This window comes from Clostridium ganghwense (assembly GCF_026735165.1).
GTDB lineage: Bacteria > Bacillota > Clostridia > Clostridiales > Clostridiaceae > Clostridium_H > Clostridium_H ganghwense.
This window is the reverse complement of record NZ_JAPQES010000007.1, coordinates 128,296-149,105: the sequence shown is the minus strand read 5'-3', so window position 1 is coordinate 149,105 and position 20,810 is coordinate 128,296. Positions and strand designations below refer to the sequence as shown.

Here is a 20,810-nt window from a genome sequence, read left to right as displayed (position 1 = left end):
CCTCCTAAGCTATTTCTAATTTTTTACCTTCTGCTACTTTTGCTAATATTAGCTGTGTATCAGGTTTATTAAATGTAGTTATGCTTTCAGCATTATCAATGAATATTGGTAGTTTTAAATCCATAACATTCATTATCAAGTTACTTATTTCAAGTCCTGCTTTAATACGTTCTGCATTAGATAAAATATTAAATTCTCTACCTTCATAAAGTATCTTAAAATCATCTTTTAATTCTCCATCTTTAGTAAGTTTTTCAAATTGAAGAGTAACTTTATCTAAATATTTACCTATAAACTCACTTTGCTTTTTAAGCTTTATAGAATTAAATTGCTTAGCTCCATCTATTAAGAATTTAAGTTCACTTTTTCTTGCTTTATTTCTCTGTAACTCTTCTTTTGAATCTAGTATTTTTTGATTAATTTGTTCCTGCTGCTTAAGTAAGTTTTGTATATTAGCATTAAATATTTGAACATCTCTTTGTTCATCTTCTAAAATTTGAATTTTAGTTTTTAGAGCTTTCTTTTGTATTTCAACTACTTCATTCTTTTTCTTATTTTCTTCTTGAACTTTTGAAATTTGTTCCTTAATCTTAGCTATTTCATTTTGAATTTCTAGTCTATAGTTATTAACTTTCTCTGTATATTCATTTAATAGCTTTTCATTAGTCTCTTTAGCAGTTTGAATTTCTCCAGCCATTTTCTTACCTTTAGCTACAATAGCTTTAATTTTTTCAGTTAGTCTCTTTCTTTCAATTTCATTGATATCTATTTCATTACCACACTTGTCACAAGTAACTGTTTTAACTTCTAAGCTCTCATACTCTTTCTTTAGTTGCTTATAATCACTAAGTAGGTCCTGTCTAGTTCTTTCTAATCCTTTTACATCTTTCAACTCTGGCTTATCAAATGGAATTACATTAAGTGAACTCCTAAACTCTATTAATTTAGTTTCAAGCTCTTTTAATCCTAAATCTTCATTTTTTTCATTTTGCAATTCTTCAAGCTTTGTTTTTAACTTTATAAGTTCACTATCATCAAAGCTTTTTTCCTGTGGTATTTCTATCTTTGTTTGGCCATCAATTACACCTTCAAGATAGATATTGTCCTTTTCTAGCTCATCAAGATCTGATCTTTTATCCTGTAAGAATGTAACTGAGTTTCTAAAACCATTTTTAAGAAGTCTATCTTTTATAAAAGTCCCTAGTTCATTTAAAATCTCTTCCTTATCAACTTCCTTCATAACACCTGTAAGAAAATCTTTAGCAACCTTTGGTGTCATGCTTGAAAAATGAACTGGATTAAAAATTGTAAGGAATACGTCTTTTGCCATAAAAAACTCTCTAGCTAAATCAGCTGTAGAAACTTTCTTCTCATCTAAATAAAAGTCATTACAACGTCCTCTTTTCCTTCTAACTACTGTATGGACCTCTTCGTTAAATTCAATATCTAAGGCTACTTCTGTAAGTTTTGGCTTAGTGTTATTAATAAGTCTAGTTGTAGCTTTTTCATTACCGTTTAAGTCACATCCAGTTAATGCCCAGCAAATTGCCTCCCCTATCGTTGTCTTACCTTGAGCATTGTCTCCATTAATAACTGTGAAGTCTGATAAAGCAACTTCTTTTGTTTCTAAGTAGCTTTTAAAGCCTGTCATTGAAACTTTGTTGATTTTTAACTTATTCACTTTTCATTCCCCCTAAAAATTTGTTCTAACTTTTTATATGCTGCATAGAATATATTGATAAATCTATGCATTTTAAGCTTTTAAAAAAATAAGTATAAGTAACTCACTTTATATCTTTTGTTCTCCTACCTTGGTAAAGATTTTATAAATTTCAATGCTTCTATTTGAGCCTTTTTATCCTCTTCTGAGTTATAGTATTCTTTAGTTACTGTAGCTTGAAATCTTCCTGATTTAATCTCAAACTTTTCTACTGCTACTGGTTTACTGATGTTCTCCTCCTTTAACTATCAATGTTGAAACTCTTCTACATCTATTACATTTAATTTCAATTTTTAGACTGCCTTTAACTTCATACATAAAAAGTAATTTGTTGCACTGTGGGCATCTAAATTGATTCTTATCTTCTGCCAATTTTATTTCCCCCAATTCCTGTTCCATCTATCTTTTGTTTCACGAACCCTTAAATATTTAATTTTTATTTATAATTTTTAATGGTGCTAATAAAGCTCTTTCTTCTACTTTTCTTATTGCATCTTCTAGCAAACCTTTTGTAAATAATACTGTAACTTCCACCTCTTCAAATTCTGTTTCTACTAGCTTTAATATTTTTTCTATTGTTTCTTCTCTTTTGGCTTGTGTAACAGTAAGTTTTAGTTCACCCAAACTGTTACCTCCTTTTTCTATTTTTAAAGGATTTTAACTAATTTTGTAGAATATTATCATATAGAAAGGTGGTGATATCATGTTAATTTTTTTACAAAAATACAATGTAGTGCTTATGTTAATAGCGACTGGACTTTCTGCCCTAGCTACTGTAATTGTAGCAATTCTAAGCTACATAAATTTTAAAGAATTTAAAAATACTCGTATTGATGAAAGTAGAGCTTATATTGTCTTTTATATTGAAAAAACTTCAAACAATATAGTACATGAACTAATAATAAAAAACTTTGGTAAAACTGCTGGTAAATTAATCAAAATAAATATTGAACCTAAACTAGATTATAGTAAATGTGTTACTTCTCTTGATTTACCACTACTTACAGAATCTCAAAATATATATTTAGCTCCAAATCAATCTATTTCATCTGCTTTTGATTTTAGAAATTACCCTGATAAAAATTTCAAAATATCTTTAGAGTACGAAACTCTTGGCAAAGTATTTAAGGAATCCTATGATATTGATTATTCATATAGAAATACAATCGTAACTGCTTCACCATCAATCAAAAATACTGATGATGCTCTAAAAGCTATTGTTGAAAGTATCCAAGAATTAACTCAAAGACTTCGTTAAGTGATTTATTGATTTCTTCTATTGGATAATCAGTTTTATCAATGCTTATATTTACTTTTATGGCGTTTATACTATCTAGAAGGTTATTCTCTAATTTTGTTGATGGTACTACGCCATTTCCTATATCTTTATAGATATTTAGCTTTGTAGGATATGTTCTATTTTTCATCTTTTGACCTCCTTTCTCCAGTATTGAAATTTTCTGTGTAACAGTAAGTTTTAGTTCTTTCATACTGTTACGTCCTAAAGGATTTTTTACATTTTTGTCCAATAATACCACTTGAAAGGTGGTGAGTATTTATGAAAGAATACCGTTTAAGTATTGAAAGATTATCTCCTGAACAACAACTAAAAGAAATTGACTCTTTTAAAAGTTGTGGTTGGGATTATATAGGTACTTCCAAATTGGCTAATGCTCATGTTTTTGCAGTATTCCAATGGAATAAATCTTCCGACCCTATTCTTCCTGAGAGATACAGAAAATATAAATTTGAAAATCCTGTACATGCGGATAGCCTTCTTTAAATTCCTCTAAATATTCTGGAGTAAACATTGAAACAAACTTAGGATTTTCTTTCATACTTTCATAAAAACTTTTATCAGTAGTGATATAAAATCTTGATGTTTCTATTACTCCATAATCAAATGTAATTTTAGGTTGCTCTTGAGCTGGTACCTCAGGAGCAGAATTTTTATTAGTTGACATCTCTGGACCTCCTTTCTACAGTATTCAAATTTTCAAAGTACATAAAACATATCTAAGCTGATTTTTCTTCACTGCAAACTGAATATTTAACCATTACATCAATAAGCTCTGAAACAAAGTTCTTAGCATCTACTAAAGTATCATCTTTTAAAAGTGCTACTCTATTTATGGCAAATGTATATCTAGTCAATGTTGCTAATGAATTTTCTATACGACTTAAGTGAGGTCGCTTATATTGTTTAAGTCTTGGTTCCATTGATTTTTTTACTTTAGCCCAGTTACTTATGCCTTTACTATTTTCAAGTTCTTTCATGATTTCAGCTTTTATCTCACTTTTAAGTTTTTCTAGTTCTACTGGTGTCATTTTCTCCTCCTCCCTTAAAGTTGCTAACAAGTTTTAAATTCAAATGTATAAACTATAGTGAACAGATTTTCTTTAGTTTTTTTCCATTTAAATCGCCTTCTGTTCTTTATTGTGTACACTTTCTTCAAAAAAAATTTTTTCAATTGGTTCTCCTAAAACTTTAGATATCCTCACAGCTATATCACAAGACGGTATTTGCTTTCCATTTTCTATATTAGAAAGAAATGGTCTAGATATGCCTACTGACTTTGATAATGTTTCTTGTGAAATATTTTTTTTATTTCTAGTTTTAGCAATTATGTTTTTCATTAAGTACACCTCCTTAAGTTTTGTATTTGATTAATTACAATTTTATTGTAACTCTATTATTTGTTATTGTCAACTAAAAAATACATATTTTTCGAAAAAAAACGTAAACAATTGATTACATACTTGTTATAATAAATGTAAGGAGCTGATTACATGAAAACTTTAGGTCAACTTATAAGTAAATATAGAGAAACTTATAATTTATCACTAAGAGAATTTGCTAAGTTATGCGATGTAAGTCATTCTTATATTGATAAGCTTGAAAAAGGCGTAGACCCCTATTCAAAAAAGAAAGTTGAACCCACACTTGATACTATAGAAAAAATAGCCCAAGCGATGAATATGTCTTTAGAACATATTTTGTATAAAATCGGAAAAATAGATACTCATAAAAAAGAAAGATTCGAAAAAGCAGAATCTTTAAAAGACGAATTAAAAGAAATGATTATAAGACGTGGTATTGTAAATAATGAAGATGAAATAGATGCAAAACTCTTAGATTTAATTGAGCATTCAATAAAAACTTATGCTAAAAATACAGATAATGTAAAGAAGGAGGACAACTAATTTTGTCCATCCTTCTTTTTTTCTATTATCATTTCAGTAATTACATTTAGATCTATTTTATCTAAATTATCTATATTTTTATTAAAATATTCCTCAATAAGTATATCTTTATAAACTTGTCTACATTCTTCTGTATCTTTAAGAGTTTTAATTTTGTTCATCTATTCAACTCCCCTTTTGGCAATTTACCAGTGGCTAATTTTATATTACCACTTTTGGTTCGTTTTTACAAGAACATATGTTCGGTTTTTGTTCGTATTTTATTAAACAAATGAGATATATTACCAATATATGTTTATATATTCTAGGTATTTTTTGGTATAATTGTACAAGTATTGATAATTACACAATTAAATGTATTATGCATTAACAAACTTAATAGTTATCTATAGTGTAACTAATAGTTAAAATGTTGCTATATAAATATTTAGCTTTGTAATGATATTTTTATTCGCAAGAAAGAAGGAATTATTATGAAAACAGCTATAGACTTCTTAGTTGAATGGACAGAAAATATAAACTGGAAAAAGTATTTGTTAAATACTATATTAAAAACTAACGAGATTGATGTTGAAGTTACTACAAAAGAGATTATGGATATAATTAAAAATAATAAGGAAATTAGCTTGATTACTTCCCTATCTCAACACTCAGAACAAACACAATTATTCATAAAGGAAATTAAAAATCCTGTGAATATAAATGCTTTAGATCCTGAAGTAACATGTGAATTGGGAAAGAACTTAAATGTATTTTATGGAGAAAATGGAACAGGTAAATCATCTTATGTTAAGGTTTTTAGAAAGTTAGCAGATAATTATTATACAAATGCTAAGAATCTTAATATTATGTCAAATATATATACTACTGATGCAACTTCAGACAATCAGAATATTATAATATCCTATTCATATGGGAATATTGAAAAGTATGATTTGTGTGTAGATATCAATAGTAAACAAAATGATCTTTCAAGAATTAATGTATTTGATTCTAGTTCTGTTACTCCACTTTTAAATAATAATCTTACATTCAGTGTTTTACCTAAAGGATTAAATTATTTTTCTCAATTAACTAATTTATTAGATTCAATTAAGTTGAATCTTCAAGATATGATTAATAAACAAACAATTGAACAAAATAAAATATTTATCGATAGTTCTTTTTTATTAATTGCTGAAGATATAAAAACCATAACAAGTAGTGTATCAAATGTATCAAAACTTGAAGAATTTTTAAAAACTAAGTACCCATTATCAGAAGATATACAAAAGGAAATAGAAAAGATAGATATCAATATAAACGAGCTTCAAAGCAAAAATCCTGTTAGCATAATAAAGATTTTAAATACTCAAAAAACAAAACTTGAATCACTTAAGAATAAATTTGAATTGCTATCGTGTAAAGTAAGTACAAAAAATATTGATGCTATAAATGAAGTCGTAAAACAATATGATGAGTTACTAGAAAAAGAAAAGAACTACAATGAGAAATTTGCCAGTAAAGTGCACCATATAACAAATGTTAATAATGAATGGTCTAATTTTATTAATACAGCAAGACAATATTACAACTCAATAGAAATAGATTTGCCAAAAGAAAATGATAGATGTATTTTTTGTGGGCAATCTTTATCAAAAGAGCAGATTGATTTAATAAAAGTGTGTTTTGAACATATAAATTCCGAAACTAATGATGAAAAGAATCAAATAGAAAAAAAGATTCAATCATGTTATATAGATGAGATAGCACTAACTTTATCAAAGGAAGATGAACAATTATTCAATCAAGATAAAAAGGTTTTTGTTGAAAAAATAAAAAGCATTATTATCCTTATAGAAAAAAACAAGAAAATTTTCAAAGAAAGTCTTGATAATAAAAAAGAAGTACCCCAAAAATGTAGTATTAATTTTGAAAATATTATTGGAGAATTAGTAAATGAAATCAATGAAATTAATAGCAGACTTGATAATTTAGGAAAAACAAATGAAGAAACTACTGAAATTATAGATAATCTAAAAATTTCTAAAGATAAATTACTAAGGAAAAAGAAAATTTATGAAGCTAAAGAATTATTTTATAAATGGTATGGATATAAAGTAAATATAGATTTTTTGAATAATATAAAAAATAAATTTAAAACAACATCTTTGACTAAAAAATCAAAGGAAGCTTTTGAGGAAATCGTTGCTGAGGATTATACAAGTACATTTGATGAATATTGCAAATTTCTTGGAGTTCCGAATGTAAGCATTAAACTCAATCCTCATAAGGGGGAGACAAGAAGACGTAAGTATATAGTAAAAGAAAATACAAAGGTTACTGAAATTATGAGCGAAGGAGAACAAAAAGCTATTGCTTTAGCAGAATTTGTAACGGATTTAAAAATCAGAAAAAATTATTGTACAACACTATTTGATGACCCTGTAAGTTCTTTTGATTATAAAAGGGCTGAGAAGATTGCAAATCTTTTTTATGAAATATCAAAACAAAGGCAAGTTATTGTATTTACTCATAATATAATGTTTTATTATTATCTATATAATTGCTGTTGTAAAAATGAAAACAAAGAAAATAAATTCTTTAAGATTGATGAATTTGATAGAGATAATAAGGGGTTAATTTCCTTATCAACTGAAGGAAGACTTGAAACTTTGAAACAGATAACAAATAAGATAAAAAATGCTTCTCAGAGAATTAATAGTAAAGGTTGCTTAGGAGATGTACTTGAACAAAAACTAAAAGCAACTTATTCAGATATCAGAACATGGTGTGAGCTTATAGTTGAGGAAGGATTTCTAAAAAAGATTATAAGAAGATATGAACCGGATATTAGATTTACAATTGTACCTAAAATAACTAAAGAATTTGTACAATATTTACCTGATGTATCAAATTTATTTAATAAATCTTGCAGATATATGCTTGGACATAGTCAGCCGAATGAGACTCAAAATGTTAAGCCATCAAAAGAGGAATTTAACACAGATTTAGAGTTTGTTTTAAAGCTTTATGAAAAGTACAAGAACTAAGACATTTCAAGCTGTTTAAATTTTCAGGAACAAAATGCTACTAGAATGAAATATACTTTAGCTTCTCATTATCTATATTTGGTACAAGTTCTAATGTATAAAATCATCATATTTATTGAGGTTTAAGTGAATGATAACGTACAATAGCAAAACTTTATTATACCGTAATTAAGACTTAAATACGTATTTGAGTTGTAGTTAAAACTGTAATATATAAATTTTTTATTTTTCCATTAAGGGAGGACCGCAAATGATAATACCAATAATAAAATTATCAATACAAACAAGTGCTATTGATTGGATTAATGCAGTTTGTAGTATAATTACTGCAGCAGGTGTTATAGGAGGGGGTATATGGACTTATAATACATATTTAAAAACAAAAAATAAAGAAATGTATGAAAAAGTGTTATTAAGTGTTTATGCTCCTTTATATAAAATACTATATAGACAAGAATTTATTAGAGATAATATGCTTTTAAGAAAAGATTGCCCAAACAAGGATACGTCTACTACTGATTGTGCACCTATTTTAGATATAGAGACTTGTAAAAATGGTATAATTATTTCTCAAATAGGACGTTGTGAAATTATAGAAAAAACTAAAGAAATGAATTTAGCATACGCATCTCCAAAATTAATTGAATTATTGAGTGCTTATGAATTTGCTTGTAAATTTCAAGATAAACATAAAAGTGACTATCATATGTATATAGATGAATGTAAGAAAGATATAAATGATATAAATGAAAATACGAAACAAATAGCACATAGTTATGTTGCTTTTGATATTTCAATACATAATATTGAAAAAGATTTAATCCTTGAGATTATTAGAGGATTTAAACAGTATAAAAAAATGTTAGGTTTAGATAAAGATTGTTCAGTAGAAAATAATGAAATAAATAATAAATATAAAGTCGATTTTGATGAAATTAAGAAACAAATAGAAAGCGATTGCCAAAAATAGCGTTAAATATTAGATTAGTACAGAAATATAATGATTCTATTTTTTACTAGTTTCAACTAATCGCAAAATATATTTTTAGGATAGTGTTCAATAACTTAAAAATATTGATATTGCTACATTTGTATTTTGCAAAAATTTTACATCTTAAGGCACAAACAAGGTCAAAATACAAAATACAGGATTTTATGTTGCATATAAAAATTTAATGAGCATTATAAAATATAGAGTATGTTGTACCATTTAAACATAATAATCAGCTTCACATTATCCATATATTATGCGAAAAACTTGTTACATAATCAACTTACCTCTCAACACCAAAAGTGCTAATATAGATTAGCACTTTTTACATTATATACTTTATCTATTTTTTAAATAGACTTCTCTCCCCTGCTCCAAAATGGATGTAGAGGTGTTGGGTAAAGCTGCAGCATAATCATAACCAAATATTTTCTTCTTCAAAAGTGCTGTGTAGGCACTTTTTATTTTTATGTTTTGAGTTGTATTTCTCCCCTATTTAAGCTATCTATTTATGACTAACTAAAAAAATATTTTTCCAGTATATGTTTATCATATTGTGGTTTGTTTTGGTATAATATACAAGTGTTTGTAGTAATGTATTTTTATGAATGTTGAATTAAAGTTAAGATGTAAAAATATCTAATCTGTATTACAAAGTATATCAACATAATCTTATTTAACATAAAAGTCTAATAATGGGCATTTAAATAAATTAAATAGAAGGAATGATCTATCATGAAAATAAAATATACAGTTTTAGAAAACGGTCTTGATTTTGTGTTGTGCTCAATAAATAACTTGATGATTGCCACTGAAGATACAATAGATGAATATTCGAAAAAACGATTAATAAAATATTCTTTATTGCATTTATCATCTGGAATAGAGCTTATATTTAAATCCCGTCTTTTTAAAGAACACTGGACTTACGTTTTCGCTGATATGAATAAAGCCAAAAAGGAACTACTGATAAGTGGAGATTTTCATAGTGTAGATAATAACACATTATTCTCTCGGCTTGAAAATCTATGTAGCATTAAAGTTGAACAGCATGATGTTAAAATACTAAATAACCTTCGTAAACGAAGGAATCGTGCGGAACACTTCGACTTTAATGAACCAATTTTATCTGTAGAAAGTTTAATTCATAAGAGTATATCCATTTTAATTAAATTTCTTGTAGAGAATTATGATGTGAATGACTTTTGTGATGAAGAAACCACTTTATTCACTGAAATAAAGGATGCTATGAGAAAACTTACAAAACATTATGATGATGCAAAGGCAATAGCTCAAAAAATGTTAAATCAGACAGGATTAAGTGAGTATGCTGTCATCTGTCCAGAGTGTCAGGAAGTTTTTTTGCTTAGAGATGATAATGTCAAATGCTATTTCTGTGGATATGAAGACACTGGAGAATCAGCAGCTGACAACTATATTTTAAATATTATGGGTATAGATGGATATTCTACAGTAAAACATGGTGGTGAGTATCCCTTATACGAATGTTTACAATGTGGAAAAGATACGTTTGTGTTAGACTCAGAAAATGAAAGAGCATTTTGTTTTTCTTGTGATTTTGATTGTGATGTTAAAGAACTAAAATTTTGTAGTGATTGTGGCTCGCTTTTTTACGAGTCTGACGGAAAAGGTATAGGAATATGTCCAAATTGTATTGAGTATAAGCTTGGCAAAGATGATTAATAATCATAAAAAACACTAGGAAATTAATTGGATTTATAGAATGCTTTTGTAGTATATTAGACATAAAACATAGCTAACATTTTGAGTTATCTTACTTTATTTTGTCAAGGGGAGATATCATAGCAACAATTGAATAACTTGAACAAATATGTAACTGATAATATAACGTAATTTCCATTATCCATATACCTATTAGGCTAATAATGTATATTTGAATATAGATAGTATACTAATTAAGTATTGAACAAATTTATTAAGAGTTAGAATATGATACGGTGAGCCGTATCATAAAATTAAATATAGTTCTTGTTTTACTGTAGAATAAATAAAAAATAAGATATACATTTAACTATTATTGATATAACTGTTAACAATATGAAATATTAGTGGTATAATTCCATTATATATTGAAATAAGTTATTATTGAGATATTAAATTAGTTATACCGCAGGTGTCAGTTCGAATCTGGCTTCTCTCATTGATACAATTAATATACATTTAAGTAGTGATTGGTGGTTTGTAGGGGTGACAATTTCTACCCTATATTCTTATTTAATCACTGAATTTCTAAACAAATTAAATGAAATTGAAAGGATGATGTATATGAACGTGTTAATTTTTATCCTAGGGGCGGTCATGAGAGAATGGTGTAATGGATAGCATGGTTTTATAAATGACCCCTAGGTTTTCTAATATATTTGATTATTTATACTCTCAGAAATGAGAGTATTTTTTATTATCTAAAATCTTAATCTTTATGACTTTATTAATTATAACCAATGATAAAGAAATTTAGGAAAGAGTTTCTATAGAGTTAAATTGAAAGCTAGGAATTAATGAGAAACAACAAAACTGTTTCAGTTTTTTGTAAGGGTTCTGTCCCTAGACTGTTCTAATATAATAATTCAAAAATTAATTTTTATAGGTCTATTTAACTTCATATTACCCATATTATATGATAACTTGTTACACAAGATTAGAGTATTACATCTTAACGCCAAAAGTGCTAATATAGGTTAGCACTTTTTATATTATATACTTTATCTACTTTTTTAATATACCTCTCTCCCCTTCTATAAAATAGATGTAATGTGTAAAGCTCCAGTATAATCAAAAATAAATATCTTATTATTTTTTACAAGTGCTACTTTAGGCACTTTTTTATTTTACTTCTCCCCTATTTTTCCTCCCTGAATAACAGTAATAAATAAGATATATTCCCAGTATATGTTTGTGAGTTTATGTAATTATATGGTATAATTGTACAAGTATTACTTAATATATTCTTAGTATAAATTAAACAATTAACGCAAATATGACTTTTAAATATTCACAATACATAAATTAGAAGGTGATCCTATTGTTAACTAATAATGAATTTAATAGTTTAAAAAATATGAAAAAGGAAATACTTAAATGTAAACAGATTATAATACCAAAGCCAGGTAAGAAATTAATTTTAGATGTAATTTCCGTTAATAAAAAAGAGGATTTTAACATAAGTCTATATCGTAATAGAATTAATTTTGAAAAAATTACATATCAAAACTTACATAAAAGAACATCTACACCATTAATTAGAATTGACTTAGCTGGTCCACCACATTTTAATCCAGATGGTGAAAAAGTCCTTCCTCCTCACATTCATATTTACAAGGAAGGTTATGGTGATAAATGGGCTGAACCTTTAAACAATATATTTACAAACACAAATGACTTAGTTCAGCTATTATATGATTTTTTAAAATATTGTAATATAATCAACATACCCCAAAATATACTTTTTATACCTGTATTAACAAATCTTTAGGAGGTGATAACGTGAAGGATAAGTATATTTCAACTTTGATTAATGAATACGTAAATTGGTTAAAATCAAATATAACAGTTAAACAACTTGATGAATTTTTTGAAATAACGACCCCTTTTCTTGATAGACATAACGATTGCATACAATTATATGTAAAGAAAATTGATAAAATAAACTATTTACTTACTGATGATGGCTATACCTTAACAGATTTAGAAATGTGTGGATACTCCTTCTCTACCCCTAAAAGGAAAGAATTACTTAACACTTTATTGACTAGTTATGGAATTGAAAATAAAAACGGCTGTCTAATTACAAAAGCTACACATGAAAACTTTGCTATGAAAAAACATTTTTTTATCCAGGCAATAATTTCTATAAATGATTTATTTGTTACTTCAAAAAATAATGTTTCTAATTTATTTATAGAAGATGTAAACAATTTCTTAGAGCAATATGATATACGTTATATCGACAATGCAAAATTTACAGGTAAAAGTGGAATTGAACATAATTTTGATTTTATAATACCAAAATCAAAAAAACAACCAGATAGATATCTAAAAGTACTTAATTCCCCTAATAAATCAACTGCCGAAGCAGTTTTATTCTCTTGGACTGATATTTATGAAATTCGTAAAAACTCTAAAATGTATGTTTTCTTAAATGATATGGATAAAAAAATAAACTCTGATGTCATTACAGCTTTTGAAACTTACAATGTAACTCCAATTTACTGGTCAAAAAAACAAAAGTATATAAAAGAACTTTCTGCCTAAAACTTAACTTACCAACAATTATTTTACGTATTTTAGCTTTAATCATTTATAGATGTCATTACTATAAATAGTTTTTCAGTTATTTTCTAATAATTAAGTAAAAATACTAATATCCTATACTTATCAAGAAAGTACTAATAAATTAGTACTTTCTTGATTTTCTGCCCTCCCCTATTTCCAGCCCACTATTACATAATTTCATTCAATTTAACATATTTGTACATACTTATTAAATTTATAGTATAATATTTTATTTATAATATAGTTAATAAAGACGATTGCATATATCAACAACTGATTTTTTGCATAAAAACAAAAATATACTTTAGAATTTATGGGTTAAAAATCAGGAATATCCCCCTCTTTTTAGATAATATAGAACTTAGTAGTAATACCCTTTCTTTATAAAGATTAAAAGAGATCTCTAAATAATTTAAACACTACTATACACTATCTTTTGAATGAAGATTCAACACTTATTCTTGAACAAACTCTAAAAATGTCACAAATACAGAAAAAGCTATAAATATTATAATAAAATAAAGTATCCAGAATTAATGTTAAAAGGTGAGCTTTCGGATGATAATGATAAGATAATTTTAGTCAATGCTTTTAAAATGGTTATTAGAACTGTTAAACAAATAAGAGATAAAAGAAAGTAATATTAAGTAATATTATAAATAATCAGCCATCAAAAGTACTAATATATACTAGCACTTTTTACATATATACCTTTAAAATATACCTCTCTCCCATACTGCAAAGTATATTCAAAAACCTAATTTAATATGTTTTGTCAGATTTTTTTAGATAAATAGGTTTTTTACCTTTTATACTTACCAAATTTTCATTATACAAAATAGCTGCTATTGCACTGGCATGACGTGGTGTTAATGAACGTATATGGTTTTGGACATACTCGCCTAACCCTCCTTTAATTGGATTATCCATACTTGAACCTAATAGGTACCATTCTTCTGAGTCAATAAAAAAATTATTCAATATCTCTTGAATGTCAGTATCAGTAATTTCAAAATGTACTTTTCCCCACCTAATATCCCAAACTTCATTTGTTTTTTTATAAGTAATTACTTGTCCTCTTCCACTAATTGGCCTTATTTCACATTTATTTTCTAACATAACTTCACCTTCTATTTTAATTTATTTACAAATTTATATTTAGAACAATGATAACAGTATTATATCGTATGTACCCTATTATTTATTAAAGTCTTAGACTTAAAAATCGGTACTCCTTCTATATTATACCTATAATAATTTATATTTCCAATAACTGTTTGGATTTTATATACATAATTTGGTATAATTGTACAAGTATTGATTGTTACGTAATTTAAAGATATGATGTAATTAATTAGGGAGAAACTTTCAGTTTTTTAATACTATGAAAAAATCTAAAGATAATAGAAATGAGGGAATATAATGATAATAAAACCTGGAACGATAATTAAAGACGAAAGTAGCGAATATGTTATTGAAAAAATAATTGGTGAAGGAGGTTTTGGTTTCGTATACAAGGCAAAAAATATGACCAATGGATTAACTTATGCTATTAAAACTGTTTCAACTTCTTTTCAGGACGATAGCAAATTAGCAGCATTTGAAAATGAGATAAATATGGCTACTAAAATTACTTCGCCTAATGTTATAAATTATAAATTTACACATAATGGTACAACTTTTCCAGAATTGCCACCTTATATTATAATGGATTATGCAGATCAAGGAACGTTGACCGATATTTTAAAAAAACAAAAGCTTTCAGGAAAATTTTTTGATAATAATCAATTGCTGCAAATGTTTATCCAGTTATCAAACGGTATGTCAGCAATAAACGAAAAATTGGTTCATAGAGATATAAAACCTGATAACATTCTTGTTGATAGTTCTCAACTTAAAATAACTGATTTTGGATTATCTAAAGTTGCAGGTGAAAGGACAAGGACAATGTCTTTTAAAGGATATGGGACATTAAAGTATATTGCACCTGAAGCTTGGAATAATGACAAAAATACAATTCAAATGGATATATACGCTATGGGAATTGTATTCTATGAATTAGCTACATTGCAGCATCCATACAAAGTAGTGAATGACGGTGATGTAAGCCTTTGGAAAGAAGCACACCTATATTGTATACCAGATAATCCTAAAAATATTAATAAACATATTACCCCAAGCATTGGTTCACTAATAATGAAAATGCTTGAAAAATCAACCTCGAAACGATTTAATAATTGGGATGAAATAAAGCAGTATTTAGTTACTGACAAAACAGAAAAATCTAATATTGATGATATAATTGATAGTATGTTAAATACTCGATTACAAAAAGACACTACTTTTCAGAAAGAAAAGGCTGAAGAAGAACGTAAGAAAAAAGAAACTACTGATTTTTGCAAATTAGTGAAGTATCAGTACAATACATCTATTTTTGCACTTTTAAACAAATTTGTTGATAATTTTAATTCAAAATATCCTAATGGTAATATAAAACTAGAAGTAGGTAGTAATTATGATGAAAAGCTGATTAGAAATACTATAACACTTGTATCAGGAAAGGTATTAACAATAGAACTTGTTGCATTGTTAGAAAGAGATTTTGTTAGAACCCGAGAATATAATGATTTTGGAGAGATAATAACAAGAACTCAAGTTGAAATGCCAGTATTAAAAAATAGAAGAATATTTGCGTGGGGTAGACTTTATAGCAATGAACAAATAGGGTTTAATATTTTTTTATTAGAAAAAACTGGAGAAATATACGGGGAGTGGTTTTTAATGGAAAACACCAATAGTGGTTTTTCAAGAAGACGAAGACCTGAACCGTTTGGTTTTGAGCTTTCTGAACTAGAGAAAGAAATTCAGAATATTAATGTTATGAATAGGTATAATTCAAAAATATTTCCACTAGATATGAACAAATTTTATGAGTACATTTTTAGATATAACAGTTGATGAGCTATGTTAACTCAGTTACGATAAAAGGTTCATATAGAAAATAATACTTGAAAAGTGCTAATATAGATTAGCACTTTTTACATTATATACTTTATTTAAAATAGACTTCTCTCCCCTACTCTTTATTAAAATCTTAGACTTTATAATAACTCATTTGTTTTTCTGTAATATTCCTAAAATAATTTATATTTCCAATAATTGTTTAGATTTTTTTGGTATTATTTTGTATAATTGTACAAGTATTCATTATTAACACTTGTTTGCAATTAAAGCAATAATTAATATATTATAGCATCTTGTAAAATATACTATCTAAAATGTAACAAATATATTTATATTGATTTATGGAGGAATAAGAATGAACGAAGTAAGAATTACACGTTTTGAAGAATTACATAATTCTTTATCCAAATATAAAAAAGATAGCCGATGGTTATTTAGAGGACAAGCTGATATATCATGGAAATTAATACCTAAGGCTGGTCGTGCACCATATAACAAATGTTCAGATAAAGATTTTTTTATGGGTTGAAAAAGACGTGCTAAAGAATTTATAGGTACTGAAAAATATAATGATTGGGATTTACTTGCAATTGCACAACATCATGGTCTAGCTACACGACTTCTTGATTGGACATATAATCCTTTGGTTGCAGCATTTTTTGCTGTAGAAAAATATATTAATACAGAAGCTGTTATATATGCATATTTAGATCCTAAACATTTAATTACTGATTCTATTGGTCCATTTGATAATTATCACACTATCGGAAAATTCAAGCCTAATGGAGCAAGCAAAAGAATAATAAGGCAAAGTGGAATTTTTACTGTTCATTTTCCAGCTACACTTGAACTTGATAAAGACAAAGGTAAAAATTGTAAATTAGAAAAAATTATTATAGACAAAAAATATAGAAAAGAACTGCTATTTGATTTAAGTTTTTATGGAATTAATAAAGCATCAATGTTTCCAGATTTAGAGGGTCTTTGTAAACATGTAAACTGGCACATGGAAAATATAAATTATTGGACTAGCAAACAAATTGAAAATTTTGTTGCTGCAGATAGTGAAAATTAAATATTTCTTTTTTAAAAGTACTCTGCAGGCACTTTTTATCTTTATATTTTTAATTATAGTGCTCCCCAATTTGAATATTCCGATAGTATTAATAATTGAGATATATTCCCAATATATATTTATAGTATTTTGGATTATGTTGGTATAATTATATTGTATTTGTAGTTACGTATTTTTTCAAAATGCGACGTAAAAACGACATAAACTTAATTTTGAAAAATATAATATTGTGTTAAATTATTCGTTGAATTCAACATTTTTAATCATTTTTTATAGTGTATATTATATTAACTGCATTTTATTTCTATGTATTATGTATATGAAAATTTGTAATTATTTAGTATATATTAAATTATGGAGTTATTATAAACAGAAAACTATTTATTGCTTTTATTAAATTTATAAAGGAGGAATTAATGTGAGGCTAAAAAACACCATACATAAAAACAACTCAATTTGTCTTTTCATTGGGTTATTTAGTGGATTATTTATTTTCATTATATTTACCCTTTCGTCTTATCTGTTACTTATACATAATATATCTAACTACATTAGAGGCGAAATGGGAAAATATATTCTTATTTTCTGTATTATAATAGGAGGAATTCTATGCTTAAGCTTGTTATTGCTATATTCAATTTTAAATAGAGCCATTCAAATTCTTATAACTGAAAACTATAAGGAGAAAAAGAATATATTAAATAATTTAAAATCTACTGAACCCTCAATATTAAACAAAGAAGAATATAGTATTGGAGCTAGTAAATTAAAATCTAAAGATTTTAATTTTATTAACAATCATAAGACATCAAGTATTTTAAAGCTTTCAAAAAGGCTTTTATTAATTTTTTATTTTTTAGTGATTACTTGGTTTTTTATTATATTTATAATGATTTTGGGCACATTAAATAATCTTATGTTAAGGTTTTAAAGGGTGTTTATATGAATAAAAGGATCTTTTTAATCTTACTATTTACTATTTACTTGATATTTATATGCCCAATTACTGCACTTTCAAACGTTTATCCAAATGATTCCAAAATCACTTTTTTATTAGATAAAGGGGAGATTTCATCAGTAGTTATATCTATCAATGTTACGGATGCAAAAAAACCAATTATCATTCCCGTACCATTTCATTTAAAAGATGCTAAAGATTCATTAAATTCGTCTCTAGTTTCTATTTATAATGGAAATGCATATGGTTTAGTACTAGTCTTTCCTACAAAAGTTGAAAAGAACATGGAGATTTTATGCGATTACAAAAATAACGGGCTAGCTAAAGGAGTACACTTTTCTCAAAATACAGTTGGAAAAACCCTATTTGTTCCCTCACTTGATGAAAATTTGCTTCACAAAATTTCTTCAAGTTTTTCTTATTCAAATGTCATAGATTATGGAGAACAGATATATTTTAAAATTTTAGACGATTATATTGCTGATACAGAGGACAAAGGTGAAATATCTCATTCGCCACAAGCCTTACCTATGGCTCACTCTGGTAAGGACTATACTATTAAAATTGTTCCTCCTAAAACTGATAGTTCTAATAGTGATATTATTAACTTATTAATCATATTTTTATCTGCACTCCCTACGTTAATATTATCCGTAGCAACAGGAGCTAAGAATATGGGAAGGTATTTAGCTGCAAAAGCGTGTATATTTATTAGTTCAGTTTTCTTTATTATTGAAGTAATTCTTTTATATAATAAAGTTCTTAAACCATCATATTTTATAGTTAGCTTTATTCTTTTGACATTTACTTGGATTATATATATATTAATGAATAATGGTGATAAAATTTGGGACAAACTTGAAGAAACCGTTCATTCAAACCATGTAAGCAAGCAACATAAAAAATATCGTAAAAGCCTTTCCCATATAAATAGTAATCATGATGTAAAAGAATTTATACTTGACAATAATGCTTCAAAACTAACTATTTTAGTATTTAATGGTTTAGAAAAAAAACTTAATAATCTGACTCAACAAGAAAGAAATGAAATTCAAAATGCTATTGAAAACATACTATCAGGTGCTAATTCTAATTCAACTAATAATATTTCAATGTTAAGTGATAACCCTGAAATAACTATTATGAACGTATTTCCATTTTTCAATATAGTATATACTTCTCAATTTCCAATTGAAGGCAGTAAAAAGTTTATATTATTAGATATTGAAAACAAAATTTAATTTAGAGAAAAGGAGATTAACTCTCCTTTTCTTATAATATTACTAACTGTAGTGTATGTATATAATACTTATTTTTATAAAATATTATAAAAATATAGAACACTTTAAACAAATAATGCTAAGTTTTGAATTAAAGTAACTTTCCTATTCATTAATATAATTTTTTTCATCTATTTCATCAAAAAATAAAGTATTTATATCTAAGGTTGATTTCCTTTTTATACCTATTATCATAAAGGTTATCCTTGATGCATAACCTATGTGTCATATTATTACTTAAAGTTTTGTATTAAAACTATTTTTTTTCATCTTATTATCATATTATTACATTTTCAAAGAACATTTTTCATACATTTTATTTCAGTGATTACGCCGTTTAATCTACATTATGTGTTAATATAAATATTTCTTTTAAATCTTAACCTAGCATATACTAATGAAGCTTTGTACAAGCTGTTATTTTTCTCTGCACTAAATGCAGCTTTGCAATCCTTAGGTACTACTTTAGGGTTCTAAGCTATACTCCTTCCGTTCAAAAATAGTTATTCCTCTAAGGTTAATTGGGGGTACAAGCTTTTTTTAAACATTAGTTCCTAACTATAACTATTTTATATAGATTAGTTTCCTGTAAATAAGGTATTTCTGTAGTAAAACTAAAAAATGTCTTTCTAAAGTGCTATCTTACAAACAACAAATATAATAAAATTATTATCCTACATAACAATATTAAAAATATTATGACCCAATACTAAAAGTGCTAATATAGGTTAGCACTTTTTACATTATCCCCTCCCCCATTTTTCTATTTAGATAATTTATTTTCAGATACTACTTGTAAAACTTTCTTTTATTACCTTTAAAAAGTTATTGAATTATATATATAATCTTTATATAATAGTCTTCCGGTAAAGTTGTTTCAACAAATTTTAAATATAAATAACCAAGTTAATTATCTGGAATATTTGTAGCGCTCTTATTTTGAACCTACATCATTTATACGGGAGTTCAATATCTAAATGTGGATTAGTCCTATAAGACCAACTTTGAGTGGCAAGAACAGCAAAACATTTGTGAGAACACCCACCTATCGAGAGATAGGTGTCAAAATCAGAGCAGCGGTATTTTGGATCTATAAATTTAATTTAATATCAATAAGATAAGTACTTATATTATAAGCGAGGCAGACATGCCTCTCTTTTTTATTTGCCCCTATATTAGATTAATTAGATTTATTAAGTATTACATGATATAAATTGTATTAATGTAGTATTGTTTTATATTATAATAATACATTAACACCCTTTTAAATAT

19 protein-coding genes, 1 other RNA gene and 1 pseudogene are annotated in these 20,810 nt (G+C 26.4%); 12 read left to right on the top strand and 9 right to left on the bottom strand.

Annotation, left to right across the window (positions count from 1 at the left end; all coding sequences use genetic code 11):
• Window positions 1–4: 4 nt before the first annotated feature.
• From OXH55_RS17540 to OXH55_RS17530, 3 genes are all read right to left on the bottom strand, one after another.
• Window positions 5–1,681, bottom strand: coding sequence for an AAA family ATPase (locus tag OXH55_RS17540; protein ID WP_268051409.1), 1,677 nt, complete (start codon window positions 1,679–1,681; stop codon window positions 5–7).
• 261 nt (window positions 1,682–1,942) lie between these two features.
• Window positions 1,943–2,092 carry a hypothetical protein gene (locus tag OXH55_RS17535; RefSeq protein WP_268051408.1) on the bottom strand — a complete coding sequence of 50 codons (150 nt, stop codon included), beginning with the start codon at window positions 2,090–2,092 and terminating at the stop codon, window positions 1,943–1,945.
• Between the two features lie 57 nt (window positions 2,093–2,149).
• The gene (locus OXH55_RS17530; protein ID WP_268051407.1) at window positions 2,150–2,344 is read right to left on the bottom strand and encodes a hypothetical protein; all 195 of its coding nucleotides are present in this window, start codon (window positions 2,342–2,344) and stop codon (window positions 2,150–2,152) included.
• Window positions 2,345–2,423: 79 nt separating this feature from the next.
• Between OXH55_RS17530 and OXH55_RS17525 the strand changes: the two genes are divergently transcribed.
• Window positions 2,424–2,978, top strand: a complete 555-nt coding sequence (locus OXH55_RS17525) for a hypothetical protein (RefSeq protein WP_268051406.1) — start codon at window positions 2,424–2,426, stop codon at window positions 2,976–2,978.
• On the opposite strand, the gene OXH55_RS17520 is transcribed toward OXH55_RS17525, so the two are convergent.
• The 4 genes from OXH55_RS17520 to OXH55_RS17505 all read right to left on the bottom strand — a co-directional run bounded on the left by OXH55_RS17520 (window position 2,935) and on the right by OXH55_RS17505 (window position 4,357).
• Window positions 2,935–3,147: a hypothetical protein gene (locus OXH55_RS17520; protein WP_268051405.1), complete on the bottom strand. Its 213-nt coding sequence runs from the start codon at window positions 3,145–3,147 to the stop codon at window positions 2,935–2,937. The genes OXH55_RS17525 and OXH55_RS17520 overlap by 44 nt on opposite strands.
• A 288-nt stretch (window positions 3,148–3,435) precedes the next feature.
• The gene (locus OXH55_RS17515; protein ID WP_268051404.1) at window positions 3,436–3,684 is read right to left on the bottom strand and encodes a hypothetical protein; all 249 of its coding nucleotides are present in this window, start codon (window positions 3,682–3,684) and stop codon (window positions 3,436–3,438) included.
• A 52-nt stretch (window positions 3,685–3,736) separates the two neighbouring features.
• Window positions 3,737–4,048, bottom strand: coding sequence for a hypothetical protein (locus tag OXH55_RS17510; protein ID WP_268051403.1), 312 nt, complete (start codon window positions 4,046–4,048; stop codon window positions 3,737–3,739).
• Between the two features lie 87 nt (window positions 4,049–4,135).
• Window positions 4,136–4,357: a helix-turn-helix transcriptional regulator gene (locus tag OXH55_RS17505; protein ID WP_268051402.1), complete on the bottom strand. Its 222-nt coding sequence runs from the start codon at window positions 4,355–4,357 to the stop codon at window positions 4,136–4,138.
• Between the two features lie 153 nt (window positions 4,358–4,510).
• Here OXH55_RS17505 and OXH55_RS17500 point away from each other — a divergent pair, with 153 nt between their 5' ends.
• Window positions 4,511–4,924 carry a helix-turn-helix domain-containing protein gene (locus OXH55_RS17500; protein ID WP_268051401.1) on the top strand — a complete coding sequence of 138 codons (414 nt, stop codon included), beginning with the start codon at window positions 4,511–4,513 and terminating at the stop codon, window positions 4,922–4,924.
• Here OXH55_RS17500 and OXH55_RS17495 read toward each other — a convergent pair.
• On the bottom strand, window positions 4,921–5,085 hold the full coding sequence (locus OXH55_RS17495; RefSeq protein WP_268051399.1) for a hypothetical protein: 165 nt from the start codon (window positions 5,083–5,085) through the stop codon (window positions 4,921–4,923). The two genes, OXH55_RS17500 and OXH55_RS17495, sit on opposite strands and share 4 nt — an antisense overlap.
• A gap of 312 nt (window positions 5,086–5,397) precedes the next feature.
• On the opposite strand from OXH55_RS17495, the gene OXH55_RS17490 reads away from it, so the two are divergent.
• The 5 genes from OXH55_RS17490 to OXH55_RS17470 all read left to right on the top strand — a co-directional run bounded on the left by OXH55_RS17490 (window position 5,398) and on the right by OXH55_RS17470 (window position 13,240).
• On the top strand, window positions 5,398–7,956 hold the full coding sequence (locus OXH55_RS17490; RefSeq protein WP_268051398.1) for an AAA family ATPase: 2,559 nt from the start codon (window positions 5,398–5,400) through the stop codon (window positions 7,954–7,956).
• Between the two features lie 250 nt (window positions 7,957–8,206).
• Complete coding sequence (locus OXH55_RS17485) at window positions 8,207–8,926, top strand: hypothetical protein (protein ID WP_268051397.1); 720 nt, start codon at window positions 8,207–8,209, stop codon at window positions 8,924–8,926.
• Between the two features lie 756 nt (window positions 8,927–9,682).
• Window positions 9,683–10,651 (top strand): hypothetical protein, encoded by a 969-nt coding sequence (locus tag OXH55_RS17480; protein WP_268051396.1) that lies wholly within the window; start codon window positions 9,683–9,685, stop codon window positions 10,649–10,651.
• Between the two features lie 1,360 nt (window positions 10,652–12,011).
• On the top strand, window positions 12,012–12,461 hold the full coding sequence (locus OXH55_RS17475; RefSeq protein ID WP_268051395.1) for a DUF6978 family protein: 450 nt from the start codon (window positions 12,012–12,014) through the stop codon (window positions 12,459–12,461).
• 11 nt (window positions 12,462–12,472) lie between these two features.
• Window positions 12,473–13,240, top strand: a complete 768-nt coding sequence (locus tag OXH55_RS17470) for a DUF1829 domain-containing protein (protein WP_268051394.1) — start codon at window positions 12,473–12,475, stop codon at window positions 13,238–13,240.
• Between the two features lie 783 nt (window positions 13,241–14,023).
• On the opposite strand, the gene OXH55_RS17465 is transcribed toward OXH55_RS17470, so the two are convergent.
• A complete protein-coding gene (locus OXH55_RS17465; protein ID WP_268051393.1) occupies window positions 14,024–14,380 on the bottom strand; it encodes a hypothetical protein in 357 nt (118 codons plus the stop codon).
• A 303-nt stretch (window positions 14,381–14,683) separates the two neighbouring features.
• On the opposite strand from OXH55_RS17465, the gene OXH55_RS17460 reads away from it, so the two are divergent.
• The 5 genes and pseudogenes from OXH55_RS17460 (at window position 14,684) to ssrS (ending at window position 20,633) form a co-directional block, all read left to right on the top strand.
• A complete protein-coding gene (locus OXH55_RS17460; protein ID WP_268051392.1) occupies window positions 14,684–16,219 on the top strand; it encodes a serine/threonine-protein kinase in 1,536 nt (511 codons plus the stop codon).
• A 361-nt stretch (window positions 16,220–16,580) separates the two neighbouring features.
• Complete coding sequence (locus OXH55_RS17455) at window positions 16,581–16,754, top strand: hypothetical protein (protein ID WP_268051390.1); 174 nt, start codon at window positions 16,581–16,583, stop codon at window positions 16,752–16,754.
• Window positions 16,755–16,769: 15 nt separating this feature from the next.
• A pseudogene (locus tag OXH55_RS17450) lies at window positions 16,770–17,300 on the top strand (FRG domain-containing protein); the annotation flags it as partial.
• 942 nt (window positions 17,301–18,242) lie between these two features.
• The gene (locus OXH55_RS17445; protein WP_268051388.1) at window positions 18,243–19,499 is read left to right on the top strand and encodes a hypothetical protein; all 1,257 of its coding nucleotides are present in this window, start codon (window positions 18,243–18,245) and stop codon (window positions 19,497–19,499) included.
• Window positions 19,500–20,446: 947 nt separating this feature from the next.
• A non-coding RNA gene (gene ssrS, locus OXH55_RS17440) (6S RNA) lies at window positions 20,447–20,633 on the top strand.
• Window positions 20,634–20,810 lie beyond the last annotated feature (177 nt).

Excerpts from the sequence above, each read along its gene's own strand:
- OXH55_RS17505 (WP_268051402.1), bottom strand. The coding sequence starts at position 4,357 with ATGAAAAACATAATTGCTAAAACTAGAAATAAAAAAAATATTTCACAA.
- OXH55_RS17520 (WP_268051405.1), bottom strand. The coding sequence starts at position 3,147 with ATGAAAAATAGAACATATCCTACAAAGCTAAATATCTATAAAGATATA.
- OXH55_RS17455 (WP_268051390.1), top strand. The coding sequence starts at position 16,581 with ATGAACGAAGTAAGAATTACACGTTTTGAAGAATTACATAATTCTTTA.
- OXH55_RS17445 (WP_268051388.1), top strand. The coding sequence starts at position 18,243 with ATGAATAAAAGGATCTTTTTAATCTTACTATTTACTATTTACTTGATA.
- OXH55_RS17495 (WP_268051399.1), bottom strand. The coding sequence starts at position 5,085 with ATGAACAAAATTAAAACTCTTAAAGATACAGAAGAATGTAGACAAGTT.
- OXH55_RS17490 (WP_268051398.1), top strand. The coding sequence starts at position 5,398 with ATGAAAACAGCTATAGACTTCTTAGTTGAATGGACAGAAAATATAAAC.
- OXH55_RS17510 (WP_268051403.1), bottom strand. The coding sequence starts at position 4,048 with ATGACACCAGTAGAACTAGAAAAACTTAAAAGTGAGATAAAAGCTGAA.
- OXH55_RS17485 (WP_268051397.1), top strand. The coding sequence starts at position 8,207 with ATGATAATACCAATAATAAAATTATCAATACAAACAAGTGCTATTGAT.
- OXH55_RS17500 (WP_268051401.1), top strand. The coding sequence starts at position 4,511 with ATGAAAACTTTAGGTCAACTTATAAGTAAATATAGAGAAACTTATAAT.
- OXH55_RS17515 (WP_268051404.1), bottom strand. The coding sequence starts at position 3,684 with ATGTCAACTAATAAAAATTCTGCTCCTGAGGTACCAGCTCAAGAGCAA.
- OXH55_RS17460 (WP_268051392.1), top strand. The coding sequence starts at position 14,684 with ATGATAATAAAACCTGGAACGATAATTAAAGACGAAAGTAGCGAATAT.
- OXH55_RS17480 (WP_268051396.1), top strand. The coding sequence starts at position 9,683 with ATGAAAATAAAATATACAGTTTTAGAAAACGGTCTTGATTTTGTGTTG.
- OXH55_RS17465 (WP_268051393.1), bottom strand. The coding sequence starts at position 14,380 with ATGTTAGAAAATAAATGTGAAATAAGGCCAATTAGTGGAAGAGGACAA.
- OXH55_RS17525 (WP_268051406.1), top strand. The coding sequence starts at position 2,424 with ATGTTAATTTTTTTACAAAAATACAATGTAGTGCTTATGTTAATAGCG.